This is a genomic window from Sphingobacteriaceae bacterium (assembly GCA_002319075.1).
Classification (GTDB): Bacteria; Bacteroidota; Bacteroidia; order B-17B0; family Aurantibacillaceae; genus Aurantibacillus.
On sequence record NVQB01000001.1, the window covers coordinates 5,200,347 to 5,214,603 of the forward strand.

Annotated in this window: 14 protein-coding genes; 7 read left to right on the plus strand and 7 right to left on the minus strand. The window is 38.2% G+C overall.

Going from position 1 to position 14,257, the window contains the following annotated elements; all coding sequences use genetic code 11:
* The first annotated feature begins 22 nt into the window (after window positions 1-22).
* The 4 genes from CNR22_22515 (at window position 23) to CNR22_22530 (ending at window position 2,932) form a co-directional block, all read left to right on the plus strand.
* The gene (locus tag CNR22_22515) at window positions 23-904 is read left to right on the plus strand and encodes a bifunctional 5,10-methylene-tetrahydrofolate dehydrogenase/5,10-methylene-tetrahydrofolate cyclohydrolase (GenBank protein ID PBQ34433.1); all 882 of its coding nucleotides are present in this window, start codon (window positions 23-25) and stop codon (window positions 902-904) included.
* Window positions 905-993: 89 nt separating this feature from the next.
* On the plus strand, window positions 994-2,172 hold the full coding sequence (locus tag CNR22_22520; GenBank protein ID PBQ34434.1) for a hypothetical protein: 1,179 nt from the start codon (window positions 994-996) through the stop codon (window positions 2,170-2,172).
* A gap of 107 nt (window positions 2,173-2,279) precedes the next feature.
* Window positions 2,280-2,519: a hypothetical protein gene (locus tag CNR22_22525; protein PBQ34435.1), complete on the plus strand. Its 240-nt coding sequence runs from the start codon at window positions 2,280-2,282 to the stop codon at window positions 2,517-2,519.
* Complete coding sequence (locus CNR22_22530) at window positions 2,516-2,932, plus strand: PIN domain nuclease (GenBank protein ID PBQ34436.1); 417 nt, start codon at window positions 2,516-2,518, stop codon at window positions 2,930-2,932. Before CNR22_22525 ends, CNR22_22530 begins: the two co-directional genes overlap by 4 nt.
* A gap of 46 nt (window positions 2,933-2,978) precedes the next feature.
* Here the strand turns inward: CNR22_22530 and CNR22_22535 are convergent, their stop codons facing one another.
* Complete coding sequence (locus CNR22_22535; GenBank protein PBQ34437.1) at window positions 2,979-3,431, minus strand: hypothetical protein; 453 nt, start codon at window positions 3,429-3,431, stop codon at window positions 2,979-2,981.
* A 94-nt stretch (window positions 3,432-3,525) separates the two neighbouring features.
* On the opposite strand from CNR22_22535, the gene CNR22_22540 reads away from it, so the two are divergent.
* Window positions 3,526-3,852 (plus strand): hypothetical protein, encoded by a 327-nt coding sequence (locus CNR22_22540; GenBank protein PBQ34438.1) that lies wholly within the window; start codon window positions 3,526-3,528, stop codon window positions 3,850-3,852.
* Between the two features lie 194 nt (window positions 3,853-4,046).
* Window positions 4,047-5,210 (plus strand): ABC transporter, encoded by a 1,164-nt coding sequence (locus tag CNR22_22545; protein PBQ34979.1) that lies wholly within the window; start codon window positions 4,047-4,049, stop codon window positions 5,208-5,210.
* 77 nt (window positions 5,211-5,287) lie between these two features.
* On the opposite strand, the gene CNR22_22550 is transcribed toward CNR22_22545, so the two are convergent.
* Window positions 5,288-7,258, minus strand: coding sequence for a hypothetical protein (locus CNR22_22550; protein PBQ34439.1), 1,971 nt, complete (start codon window positions 7,256-7,258; stop codon window positions 5,288-5,290).
* Between the two features lies 1 nt (window position 7,259).
* Window positions 7,260-8,276, minus strand: a complete 1,017-nt coding sequence (locus CNR22_22555; protein PBQ34440.1) for a hypothetical protein — start codon at window positions 8,274-8,276, stop codon at window positions 7,260-7,262.
* A 121-nt stretch (window positions 8,277-8,397) separates the two neighbouring features.
* Here CNR22_22555 and CNR22_22560 point away from each other — a divergent pair, with 121 nt between their 5' ends.
* Window positions 8,398-9,582: an acyl-CoA dehydrogenase gene (locus CNR22_22560; protein ID PBQ34441.1), complete on the plus strand. Its 1,185-nt coding sequence runs from the start codon at window positions 8,398-8,400 to the stop codon at window positions 9,580-9,582.
* Window positions 9,583-10,229: 647 nt separating this feature from the next.
* Here the strand turns inward: CNR22_22560 and CNR22_22565 are convergent.
* The 4 genes from CNR22_22565 to CNR22_22580 all read right to left on the minus strand — a co-directional run bounded on the left by CNR22_22565 (window position 10,230) and on the right by CNR22_22580 (window position 14,168).
* Window positions 10,230-10,568: a hypothetical protein gene (locus tag CNR22_22565; protein PBQ34442.1), complete on the minus strand. Its 339-nt coding sequence runs from the start codon at window positions 10,566-10,568 to the stop codon at window positions 10,230-10,232.
* 88 nt (window positions 10,569-10,656) lie between these two features.
* Window positions 10,657-11,598: a hypothetical protein gene (locus CNR22_22570; protein ID PBQ34443.1), complete on the minus strand. Its 942-nt coding sequence runs from the start codon at window positions 11,596-11,598 to the stop codon at window positions 10,657-10,659.
* Between the two features lie 138 nt (window positions 11,599-11,736).
* Window positions 11,737-12,672, minus strand: a complete 936-nt coding sequence (locus tag CNR22_22575; protein ID PBQ34444.1) for a hypothetical protein — start codon at window positions 12,670-12,672, stop codon at window positions 11,737-11,739.
* A 113-nt stretch (window positions 12,673-12,785) separates the two neighbouring features.
* Entirely contained in the window at window positions 12,786-14,168 is a 1,383-nt protein-coding gene (locus tag CNR22_22580) for a hypothetical protein (protein PBQ34445.1), read from the minus strand.
* Between the last annotated feature and the right edge of the window lie 89 nt (window positions 14,169-14,257).

Sequence of the window (14,257 nt, forward strand, 5' to 3'; positions counted from 1 at the left end):
TCACTTACTACACAAAAAACTAATGCAGTTAATCGACGGAAAAAAAATCTCTTTACAGATACAAGAAGAAATAGCTATTAAAGTAAAGAACATAATTTCTTCCGGAATGAAACAGCCTCACCTCGCCGCTGTGTTAGTGGGTAACGACGGGGGTAGCGAAACTTACGTTGCGAGCAAAATAAAAGCCTGCGAGAATGTAGGATTTAAATCTTCGCTTATTCGTTTAGAAGCTGGTGTTACTCAGGAAAAATTACTGGAGACCGTTCACGCTTTGAATAGTAATCCTGATGTAGATGGTTTTATAGTTCAATTACCTCTTCCTAAACATATTAGTGAACAAAAAATAATCGAAGCCATTGATCCAAAAAAAGATGTAGATGGTTTTCATCCTATAAATGTGGGAAGAATGGTTCTTAACCTGCCCTGCTACGTGAGCGCAACGCCTAACGGCATTTTAGATCTGCTCAATAGGTATAAGATTGAAACAAGCGGGAAAAATTGTGTGGTAATTGGCCGCAGTAATATAGTAGGTTCACCCATGAGTATATTGCTTGCTAAAAATACAAATTTGGGAAATTGCACTGTTACGCTTTGTCACAGCAAAACCAAAGATTTAAAATCTCATACCTTAAACGCCGACATCATTATTTGCGCACTTGGTCAGCCTGAATTTTTAAAAGCAGATATGGTTAAAGAGGGCGTAGTTGTTATAGATGTTGGCACAACACGCGTTCCTAGTACTGAAACAAAGAGTGGCTTTAAATTAAAAGGCGATGTTAAGTTTGATGAAGTCTCGCCAAAATGCAGTTATATTACTCCGGTGCCGGGTGGTGTTGGTCCTATGACCATTGCATCATTAATTAAAAATACCTTGTTAGCAGCGAAAAAAGAAATTTATTCTTAATTTATATCTGGCTCCCTTTTTATTAAAGTCAGGTAAGCAGTAAGAGACAAATTTTCATAACTTAGTTTAAACTTCTAAACCCAAGTACGATGAAAAAAACTCTACTCCTTATTTTCGTTTTTATCCTTTCTTCTTTCTTAGGTCTGGCACAAAACCCTTCCAATTCCCTTACATGCACAGCGGACAGTTCGCACCTTCAATATCACTGGACAAGTCCGACTGTATGGACGACCGCACAGAGAACTTTTAATTCGTTTAACGCCAACGGCTATTTGACAAGTGTTCTCAATTTGAAATTAAACACTTCAAACAATTGGGAAAACAATACCTTGAGTTCTTTCACGACTTCGGCTAATGGAAAGCTCCTGATCTCTGCAGAAAAATTCTGGCAGCTGCCTGGCAACAATTGGAGTAGCGGCGGAATTACAAATTATAGCTACACTACAACTGGCTTGCTTGCACAAAAGCTTGGCACTTATTTTGATTCAATGAGTAACTCCTGGCTCCCCTGGAACAGAACTACAAACACATACAGTAACGGCGATCTTATTAGTTCGCTAACAGAAACCTATGTTACTTCTAATTCCAGCTGGGCACCTTCTATACAAACACTAAACTCTTACGATCAAAATCACAACCAGATTCAAAGCCTGGAACAATCCTGGAAAAACTCCACAAATAGCTGGCAAAATTCATTACAACATAACAGAACCTTTTCCAGTAGCTTACTAATTACAACTCTTACTAAAAGTTGGTATAGTAACGCCTGGCATACGGCGCAAAAAGATTCGATCATTTATAATAACAATGGTAGTATAAATGCCAGCATAAACCAGGCTTTTTTAAACAATAACTGGACTAATCAGTTCCGCAGTTTATGCTCGTATGACCCAAATGGCAATAAAACAAATGAATTGGTTGAAACGTGGGGTAATAATGGTTGGGAAGAGAACTATACCTATGTGTACTTTCGTAATTGTGCAAAATTTGCTACTGTTGGTATTGAAGAATATGAAACGCCAAGGCTCTGCATCTTTCCAAATCCCAGTAATGGTAAATTGTTTATACGTTCTGAGTCTGCATTTAAAAAAGCGGTGTTAGAACTAAAAGACCTTACAGGAAAATGTATACAGTGCAACACACTGGATTCGGGGTCAACATTAAAAGAGATTGATCTCAGTACACATGAAAAAGGAATATATTTTTACACTGTCCTATCGCCCGACTTTGCGACTCCCTTGCAAGGAAAAATTATTATCTCAAAATAGACACTCAGAAGCATGCTAACTGCGATTAGCAGGCTTTATAAACGACTTCGGATACAGTATTTTGAAACCCGGCGATAAATACGTATATTTGTATAAAACATACGTATATGACAACTAAACTCACATTAACAGTCGAAAAAGACGTTATCGAAAGGGCCAAGGTGTACGCTAAAAATACTGGCCGCAGTCTCTCCGAACTGATCGAATCATATCTCGATACTTTAACGCTTGATACTGTAAACGAGCCTTCCCCAAAATTAAAAAAGATACTTGGCTCGGTTAAGCTTCCTAAGAACTTTGATGAAGAAAACGAACTTCGCGCTTATTTAGAAAAGAAACATTTATGAAAAAAATATTTGTCGATACAAATATTCTTGTCGACTTAATTGCTGATCGGCGACCATACAGCAAATTTGCACTGGAGATTTTTACAAAAGCAGAAGAGAAAAAAATCCGCTTATTCACGTCCTCACACTCGATTGCCACCACACATTACCTTTTAAAAGAATACAGAGAAGAGAAAGATCTTCGCGAAATACTTTCCGACCTCATGGAGTTTATCCAGGTTATTTCAGTTGACGCCGATGTGATAAAAAAAGGATTACGATCAAAACATAAGGACTTTGAAGATGCCCTGCAAATTTTCTGTGCTTCTTCAGTGGAAAAAATGGATTGTATTGTTACCCGCAATATTAAAGACTTCCGCGATTCAGAACTCCCGGTTTTTAGTCCCGACGAACTGGTGAAAAAACTTAAATAAAAAAGCCGCATCATTTTTAGGATGCGGCTTTTTTTAAACGTATAATCTAAAACATCATATGTGTGAGGATCATCGCTACCAAAATTAACGATAATAAATGATAGCTTGTATTTATAAAAAAGAACTTCCATGATTTTCCTTCCCAGGCAACCGTGTTTAAATCAACAGGTAAATAAAATCCAAGCCAGGTAAAACCAGACGCTGTTAACGCATATTGCCAGGCCAAGCCCCCATCAGCAGGTTGCGCCCAGGTAATAGGGTTCCATACTGCGATGTTATGATAAAACACAAAGGCAAGGAAAAAATTCCCTATTAAATTCATAATCATTCCCTTGATGAGAGGTCCTGCTGGTGGCTTTTGTCCAGGTTCTAAAGTTATGCCAAGTTCTTTTGCCCATGCTTTTCCAAATAAAGGTGTATACCAGATAAACCCAAAAACAAAATTTGCCACAACAGCGATAATAATCGCGAGAAAATTTACGTGAATGATTGGCTCCATGTATGTAAGATTAAATTGTTAGTAGGGAACTAAAGTAACAAGAAAAAGAAGAAAACAAAATTATAGATTTTCTAATTTTTTATATCTTAGATACATGAGAAGTTACAGGATCTTAATACCTCTTATCATACTTACTTTTTCTTTTTGTAAAAGAGCAAATGTTAACGGTACGGTTTATACCTCTCATCATATTCCAATCCCACATCAGGAAGTTTTAATCATACTTGGAGCAAGAGGACATGAAAATGATGCCACTGCTAGTGTGGTAACCGATGAAAATGGGAACTTTATCTATAATTCGAGAATTCTTCCAAGGCAATGGATCGGGACCATACAAGTTGATTCTGACAGCGGCTGGTATCTGGAAAAATTTAATGGAGCGAAAAAAACAATAACCAATCTTGAAATAATTGTGAAATGATCTTTTTAAGTGAGTCGTTTATGCGTGAAAAACCTAATTCAACTACCGTTCACACCTTTTAATTGCAGCTTGTAAAGTAATCTTCAGTGACGCCGCTATAATTCTTAATTTTGTTTTTCGTGAGCTTCGTCAAAGAAAATATTTCTATCGCTATTGATTCTATCAAAGCCAATCGGTTAAGAGCTGTCATTACCATGCTGATTATTAGCATTGGGATTATGGCTTTAGTAGGAATTCTTTCTGCCATCGACGCTATCAAGAATGGCATCAATGATAATTTCACCAGCATGGGGGCCAATACTTTTACAATTCGTAATGCCGACGTTAATATTCGTGTTGGAAAAAGAGGACGCAAAGCCAAGACTTACGAAGCCATTTCTTTTAAAGAAGCTGTACGTTTCAAAAATGAGTTTAACTACCCTGCACTCACTTCTGTCTCAACTTTAGCAAGCTTTTCGGCCCGTTTAAAATATGGGAGCGTAAAAACTAATCCCAACATACAGGTTTTTGGTGGCGATGAAAATTATCTTGCGACTGCGGGTTACGAACTGGAAAAAGGAAGGAATTTTACTGCTTCCGAAATTTCCGGTAGTACGCATATAACCCTCATAGGTAAAGATGTTGAACAGGCTTTATTCGGGGTAAAAGGAAACGCGCTTGATAAGTTTATTAAAATCGGTGCCAGCAAATACAAGGTTGTTGGTGTTTTGAAACCCAAAGGAAATAGTTCAGGATTTGGCGGAGATAAGATCACATTAATACCTCTCAGCACTGCGCGCCAGTATTTTGGAAGACCCGATATGAGCTTTACCATTAATGTTCTTACGAAAAACAGTGCGCTTGTAAACATTTTATTGCACGAGGCAGAAGGCTTGTTCAGAAAAATAAGAAAGATTCCGATCACTGGTAAATCTGATTTCGATATTATAAAATCGGATAACCTGGCAACTATGCTAATTGGCAATCTTCAAAAAGTCACCATGGGTGCAACCATAATTGGTTTAATAACATTACTGGGAGCGGCCATTGGCTTAATGAATATCATGCTGGTAAGTGTAACCGAACGCACCCGCGAAATTGGTATCCGTAAAGCGATGGGTGCTACACAAGCCATTATTAAAAATCAATTTCTCATCGAAAGTGTGGTGATATGCGTATTGGGCGGATTGATAGGAATTATATTCGGAATTATTATTGGAAACCTCATAAGCCTTGCTTTAGACACTGGCTTCTTTATTCCCTGGTTCTGGATTATTACTGGTGTTATTATTTGTGTGATTGTGGGTTTATTAAGTGGCTATCTTCCCGCTCAACGAGCTTCCCGCTTAGATCCTATTGATAGTTTGAGATTTGAGTAGAACAAAAATGCAGGCCGCAAAACTAACCTGAGATTATCCACACCCCCGTAGTCTCTTGTGTCCTCACACTGAAGCGCCTACTTTCCGTAACTCACAGCAATAATCTGAATCTTCCGCTCTGAAGCGGCATAAGGGCTATATACGGAATTTCGTTTATCTTTTAAATTATCACTGGCCTTACTCGCAGGTAACTCGCCTACTCCCACAAACTCAAATATAATTTTACCCTCGCCCTGGCTATGATTGTTAATATACCTATAGAAGACTCCGCCTTTATATTGCTTAAAAAACATAGTTAAACTGCTAATCCTGCGCTTCGCCAGGTTTATGTTGTATTGAGTTCCCGCAAGTGGACTGCAATAGCCTTTCAAAGTAATTTTAACAGTCTCTCCGCTGGCCAAAACCTTTTCCAGCATTCCCGAAAATCTTTTTAAATCATCAAGACCTGCATCAACGCTATCAGTGAAAAAATTTTCTATTTTATTTGTCGCCAGATTTTTTTCTGCACCTTTTAAATCTTTAGAATATTCAGCAATGTATTGTGGAGCTAACAACTTATAATCATTAAAAGTGGTTTCATAATTCTTTATGGTTGTTGTGTCTAAGCGTTTAGGATCAGGTTCGTCATTGTGAAAATAAAGCGTTAATGGAACTAATAATTTAAGCTGTTCTTTTACCAACATCATAGTATCAATTAATGGTGGCGGTACCAGAGAATCTTTCTGTATCGTCCACCTGTAAATATCATTGCAGCAATTTTGTTTGCTTTCAAAAAACGACCCTTTGCGGTTACTGGAAAGGTAAACGCGGTTTCCATCTTTACTCTCAGAATAATACACATCGTTATAACTACTGTTTAATGCAGAACCTACATTTTCAGGTTCAGTAAATTCGTTGTTTACAAATTTGCTCTTAAAAATATCGTAGCCTCCCAACCCTTTGTGCCAGGTGCTACTGAAATACAACGTGTTTTTATCACTCACATACCACGGAGTAATATCGTCATCAGGAGTGTTTATTGTTTTTCCAGCATTAACAGGTTCTTCATAACTACCATCAGCTTTGCGCACTGCGTACCAAATATCCAGCCCACCTTCGCCACCCGGACGATTACTAACAAAAAACAAAACGGTTTTTCCGTTAATTACTCCAAAGTTAGGTTGAGTAGTGCTTACCGAGGCCTGATTGATTGGTTCGTCCATACGCAATGACTGTCGCCATTTTTTGCCTGCAAGTTCGCTCGAATATAACTCACATTTGTAATCGCTGGCATTCAAAGCAACGCAACGCGAAACGATCATTTGGGTTTGATCTTCATTAAAAGCAGTATTAGCACTATGATAGACCTTCGAATTAATCAAAGTATCCATCGCTTTAATCTTTTTGAATTTTTGATTTTTAATATCTGATCTGTAGATTTTAGAATAAACCAATTCATTTGCCAGCGACCTCGCCTCTTCAGCATCTCTTGCTTTTGTTTCGGGCGAACGAATCGACGAAAAGTATAAGGAGCTATCTTTTTCAAATGCACCATACTCGCTTTGTTTGCTGTTAATAGTAACGTCGAGATGTTCAGGCGCCGGCATGTAAGGTCTATTTACCAGTATTTGAGCAATATCACAAGCTTCCACCTCAAGGCGCGATTTTGTTTTGTAATACTGATACTTATCTTTTTTTAAGTTAAGCTTATTAAATTTTGTAAACCACCTTTTAGCTTCTTTATACTGACCTTTATTTTTCAGAAGCTGACCGATCCAGAAAAAGGTCAGCGGATATTTTCTTCCATTATCTACTGTTGCCGTCTTATTATAAAGATAGAGCGCTAAGGGCAGATCATAACTGAGGCGACTTGCCTCAGCAAAAGCGTACTGGATTTTTAAATTCAAACTATCAATGGCGTACAAACGACTGTAATATTGCGTGGCGCCGTACCAGTCTTTATTTTTTTCTGATTCCAGTGCCTGAGACCGCAACATCGCGCTGTTCTGCGCATTGGAAGCAGAATATATGCTGACAAAAAATGCTATATAAAAAAGAAGGTTCTTCATATTACATAAACACCGGGCAGTAACGCTTTCTGGCAATAAATCCGGGTTTTATTCTAATGATATAATTTATAAAGAGTTCAATGCCACCCCTATAATTAGATGCGCGATTAAATTTACTGACGTTAATATCATAAGAAATACCACTTTGCATGGTTTTATTGGTATAGCCTAATCTAAAGATGACAGCGTCTCTGGCTCTTAAACAAAGTCCGCCAAGAATTGCTTTATTATCCTCTCTGTCGAAATAATATTTAAAAGAAGCATGTGGAATTAACTCATAATTGTTGCCCTGCTTGGTGAATAGCGCTTCTGCAATAATGTCTGTTTTATCAGCTATAGGTGCCGAATAACTTAAGCAGTTGGTAAACTTAAAATCAAGACGGCTTAAATTATTACTTTGGTAAGTGATTATAGGAGAGGTTAAATGCTGTAAGCCTAGCCCATAAGAAAAGCGGTGCCTGGCATGATGAATATACTGAACAACAGAACCAAGGCTCATGTCAACAAAATTCACATTCGTCCAGCTGAATTGTTCCCCGCTGCTAATAGATTTGTTGTAAGAAATTCCGTCGTATTGATTATCAAACGTCATTTTATCATAGTCAAATCCTACACGGCACCAACCTGCATTTGCTCCTAGTGTAATGATGAGCGAGCTATCTGGTTTTGCTAAAAAAATATATGAACCGCTGGCATAGATCTGTGTTGTACCATAACGCGCATCTCCAGCCCGGTCATTATTAAACATCAATCCTACGCCTATCATGTCTTTCTCAAACTGACGGGGTTTGATCCGTTTTTCTCCGCTGATTCCGAAAGTATTATACGATACAGGAACAGCACTCCACTGACTCCTGTACACAGCTCCAACGCGGTAGTCACCATTAAACATGCCCGTGTAACCCGGACTAAGATTTAAGAGAGAAGCGTTGAATTGTGAAAAGTGAATATCCTGACCATGGGCACTGCCAGCAAGAAGTACTAAAAAACCGAAAAATATATAGTGAACAAATCTCAATTAAGTGCTATAAACAAATATAACGAAATGTTCCGATTTAGAGCACTAACTGAAGAATACAAAATTTTAACCGCAATCGTTAGCATTAAAATCCTTAGATTTGTGCCTTATTTTAAAAGATATGGCAACTGACAATTTTCAAGCACACGACTACTATTTAATGGACGAGCTTTTAAGCGACGAACATAAATTAATTCGCGAAACAGCCCGTGCCTGGGTTAAAAAAGAAGTATCTCCAATTGTGGAAGGGGCTTGTCAAAAAGCTGAATTTCCAAAACAATGGATTAAGGGTTTGGCAGAAATCGGCGCCTTTGGCCCCTATATTCCAACAGAATATGGAGGAGCGGGTCTTGACCAGATTTCTTACGGTTTAATTATGCAGGAACTGGAACGTGGCGACAGTGGCCTACGCTCTACTGCTTCAGTACAAAGTTCGCTTGTAATGTTTCCGATTTTCACTTATGGCAGCGAAGAACAAAAAAGAAAATACTTGCCGAAATTAGCATCTGGCGATATGATGGGTTGTTTTGGTTTAACAGAACCAGATCATGGAAGTAACCCCAATGGTATGATTACTAATTTTAAAGATGCTGGAGATGGTAAACATGTAGTTCTTAACGGAGCGAAAATGTGGATCTCCAATTCGCCTTTTGCAGATATTGCAGTGGTTTGGGCTAAAGATGAAGCCGGCGATATTCGCGGAATAGTTGTTGAAAGAGGAATGAAAGGATTTACAACTCCCGAAACACATGGCAAATGGAGTCTTCGTGCCAGTGCAACAGGTGAATTGGTTTTTGATAATGTGATGGTTCCAAAGGAAAATATTTTTCCAAATATTAAAGGATTAAAAGGTCCTTTAGGATGCTTGAACAGTGCGCGTTATGGAATTTCATGGGGAGTTATTGGAGCCGCAATGGATTGTTATGACAGTGCTTTACGTTACAGTAAAGAACGTATCCAATTTGGAAAACCAATTGGTGCTTTTCAGTTGACTCAAAAAAAATTAGCTGAAATGATAACTGAAATTACCAAAGCGCAATTATTAACATGGAGATTAGGTGTTTTAAAAAATGAACACCGCGCTAGTCCTGCTCAAATAAGTATGGCTAAACGTAATAACGTGCACATGGCAATTACAATTGCACGTGAAGCACGTCAGATACATGGTGGCATGGGTATAACGGGTGAATATCCAATTATGCGTCACATGATGAATTTAGAAAGTGTTATTACTTATGAAGGAACTCACGACATCCATTTATTAATTACAGGAATGGACATTACTGGCTTTAATGCCTTCAGTTAAATCTATTTTATACAAATTAAAAAAATCCCGGATTGAATTTCAGTCCGGGATTTTTTTTAACCTGAAACTTCAAATAAGGACCTTAAAGCCTGCTAAGAATTACTGATCAAGGCTGCGATTGTAAAATTTGGCAGGATTGGCGCCCATCGGATGTAAAGGCCAGCAATAGCACAAGCAATGTCAGTTCGAGCGTAGTCGAGAACAGTTCGAGCAGGATTAACATCCAGTGGATGTTAAAGCCAGCCTGTGCTCAGCCAATGTCAGTTCGAGCGTAGTCGAGAACAGTTCGAGCAGGATTAACATCCAGTGGATGTTAAGGCCAGCCTGTGCACAGCCAATGTCAGTTCGAGCGTAGTCGAGAACAGTTCGAGCAGGATTAACATCCAGTGGATGTTAAAGCCAGCCTGTGCACAGCCAATGTCAGTTCGAGCGTAGTCGAGAACAGTTCGAGCAGGATTAACATCCAGTGGATGTTAAAGCCAGCCTGTGCGTAGTCGATGTCAGTTCGAGCTTAGCAGGATGTCAGTTCGAGCGTAGTCGAGAACAGTTCGAGCTTAGCAGGATGTCAGTTCGAGCAGGATTAACATCCAGTGGATGTTAAGGCCAGCCTGTGCACAGCCAATGTCAGTTCGAGCGTAGTCGAGAACCTACTCGTAGAACCCTTCACCTTTAGCTCTCTTAATGTCGCCTCTATTTACTTTGCATTTAATTCGTCTACCAGATTTACAGGTGCATTCTGTACACGAATCAGGGGTTCTATCTGTAATAATTTCAATTTCGTAAATCTTAACACCTTTACCATCCATGTAGGCGATAACATTGTCTTTCAATCTCTCGTTATTCATATTTTTCTCCCATCTGTCAGCACAATAGGTTTCATCATAGTTGACCCATTTAAACCTGTAAGATTTAGTGCATCCAAAAAACACGGTAGAAACTACCAAAAGAAAGAAAATAGAGCGAAGTGAAAGTAAACGTTGAGTCATAGATCTAAACATAAAACTAAATATAAAATTATAAAAAACCAAAATTCGAAAGGTCTTAATAATCTGTTATGCCTATTGCTATGGGAATTTAATAGGCGAATACGCGAGTATTGGTTTTCCTTCTATAAGTCCAGCTGGCTTTCCAACCGTATGAACACGTATTTTCATCTGATACAAGACTTCCAGATTCGTTTACAGCAAAAATGCATTTCATATCATATTCTTTGCCTTCCACTTGAAGTGTCTGCTCTCCTGCAGTGAGTGAGTTAATGCCACAATTACTTTTCCATACAAGTGCTGAATTAATCTCTGTTGTAAAATTATTACCGATACGATCCTGGCCCCAGTTGTCTAAATTGCTTTTGCCTTCCGACGATCCAAGTCCTTCTATTCTGCAGCTTGTTACCGATCCTGTATAGTTGTAGGTAAGACTGCGGTTCATATTAAATACAGCTGTATTATTGCCATCGTAAGTTACAACCAGGCCTTCAGTCATTTGTGTTTGAATCAAACTTGAAGCGGTTAACCCGTTCATCATTTCATACCAGGTATTACCGCTCAGATTCTTCATATATGCAGTGCCATCAAACTGAACAAGTTTACCATTAGATTGGATAACCTTATAAGACAGGAATTCTATTTTAAGCGAACACCCTTGATTTTTCCACTTAGTAGTTGGATAATCCGTAAGCGTTGCCACAATAGTCCCTGTTTTTTTTACGCCATTGCAGGTAGCTCCGAGGTAATGAAGTCTTATCACTCCATTGGCAACACTTAAAGTATCTATTTCCGCTCCGCAAATTTGCGTCCTTACTGCCTGGTTTGTTGGCACTCCTCCCCTAAGTAGAGGTTGTTCTTTAATCGCAGTATTGAGATCTCTCGCTACTTCATCACTTTGAGCCTGCACGCTTCTTACGTCTTCAGATCCTTGCCCGTTTTCATTTTTAAATGCCTTTTTCTTCTTACAGGAAACACTGCAAATAACCAGCGTAACAAGTACTACCCTAACAAAAACTCTTTCTAAATTCATTTATTGATTAAAACACTAATGTGATATAAAGATATGAAAAATATGCTTCCATTGCCGCTCTCATTGGTTTGCAAGGAGCTATTAATAAAAAACCCGCCTGCTTTTCTTCAGGCGGGTCTATATTAAAATTACTAAAGCTTAGTTGTAACCAAAAACCTTAGACTGTGTAGCGGCGTTAGCAGTCCACTCCAATTTCCAGCCGTAAGGACAAGAATTGGCGCCTACAGTCTGAATGTTACCATTAGCATCAACCCCATAAATAAATTTAAGGTTGTAGTTTTTTGTAACATCTGTTAAACTTACAGCACCTTGTAATACTGCTCCACCACAAGTTACATTCCAAACAATAGGGGTAGTTACCTGGCTGGTGAAAACATCTCCATTACGGGCTGTTCCATAATTTTCAAGATTAGTCAAAGATCCATTGCTACCAATTCCTTCCGCCTTAATTGTCAATATACCATTTGGAAAAGTTCCCGGATAGGTATAAGTTATTTTTCTATTGATGTTGTAAACAGCGGTTTTTCCATCTTCAAACTTTACGTTCAAATTAGTTCCGGTTATTGAATTTACAAGAGAATAGTTCGTAACTAAAACAAGGTTAAGCCAGGTTCCACCCGATACGTTGGTAAGATTTTGTGTACCATTAAACATGATGGAGCGCTGATCCGAAGCTCTTGTGATCTTGTAATTAACATAGTCAATTTTTATGATTGCTCCGGCCGTGCTCCATTTTGTGCCAGGTGCCCAGCTTAAAATAATCATACCAGTCCGGGTTCTATTATTACAGGTTATCCCATTGTATTTCAAAATGATAGTATCATGCTTAATTTTTACCGAGTCGATATCGTAACCGCAAATTCCAGTAATGCTTTGAGCTGACTGTCCCTTGCCCGCAATTCTTGGCGCACTGCTTAAGGCATCATTAGCTTCGCTCATCGACTGATCATTTTCACTTGTAACTTCGCGGTTATCTGTTCCACTCTGGCCATCTGGGGTTTCAACAGCGGGTTCTTCTTTATCGGTTTCTTTCTTTTTACAAGCTGTAAAGGTCAGCGCTGCTGAAAAACTCAACAAGGCAAAACCATATAGGATTTTTTTTGACTTCATTTTTTATTTTGTTTAGATAGTTGTTATACGGTACTTTCAAAATAAAGGTACAAAAAAGGACGAATTTTACAAGAACCTTACCCGTTTATTAATCCTTTATGTGGGTCTGGCTTCAAGTACACCCATTCTAAAAACTTTAATTTGTTGTGATCAATTCTTTCTAATCTTCCCGGCTTTCCTTCGAGTTTAACGCAATACAATCCTTCTACCGGGTATCTGAAGCCAATTTCTTTAATACCCCCCATTCTGGGCTTTAAAACATAAATAACACCTTCAGCACTCTGTAATTGCTCACCTTGTATGGTATAAACTATTACATCATCAAATAAGAGGTATTTATTTGAAATTAAAACACTTATAGTATCCTTGATAAAGCTGTTTTTCTCATTTACAGGGTGTAAATCCACTCGTCGGTTTAAATATTTCGTCAATAAATGCTCCTGAAAATTTTCGCCACGTATTTTTATTCTCAGGTTCAGTAAAGGAACTTTAAAATCTTCATCATTGTTTTTTGTAATGTAGAATGGCAGAACAGGCTTAACCTTGAAGTACTTCATCTTGAATATCTTAAAGCGGCTAACCCGAAGTATTACTATCCAGAAAAGTAATCCGTCAGAAAGTAAGCCTTCCGCTAAATTCAAAATGGAAAACTTAAATCCGGCAATTGTAAAGTTGTTGCAGAAAGCTATAATAAGGGTTAAGAGATACCAGTAAAAAAGGCGGTATACGAGTCGCGGAGTAAAGTTGATTTTATGGTAATCAAAAAAGCTGGAGAAATTATTCGCATTGTTCAACATCTGCACCCAAAAGTTTATTCCTATAAGGTAAATGAGCAAAGAAAGAAAGGGAGTAAGAATTCCAAAAAAAGTATCTGTGAGAAAAAAATCAAAAAGTCCGTGTGAAAGAACAGCCAGTACAAAACCTGTGATGGTATTTAAAATAGGATTTCCTTTATTAAACAAATTTGTGCGTAAAATACCGTAGATAATGATGGTGCTATTAATGATGTGCTCTAAGCCAGAATAAAAAGTTCGCGAGCTTATGATTCGCAAACCGTGATTATAAAAATAATTGAAGTTTTCAACCAGCGAAAAGCCCAATGCGGTGATGCCTGCATAAATTAAAAAGTCGATAGGTTCGTTAATCTGCTTTCGTAACAACCTGAATACAATTGTGATACCAGCCAACTTTGAAAGCTCTTCGTTAAGTCCAATTCCCAGAATTGAAAAAAAAGCATCGTTAACGAATAATCCCTTTTCTGTAAAATCAAGCTTATCAAGAATACTGTATACTTCAAGGCTCAGGTAAGGTGTGCAACCTCCTATAAATAAAGCTACAAGCATAGGAAAGATGCCTTCCTTCTCAAACACGTCAATCTGCCTGAAATAGTCGAGCCACATGGCTACGCTTACAAGGGCCGCAAAAGCAAGAAAAATAAGATATAGCGTACCAAATGGCATATAAATACAGAATCAAAAATACAAATATCATTCCGGTGACAGATGAAAAGAATGTTATAGACATACTTCTTTGAAAAAAAAATCACATG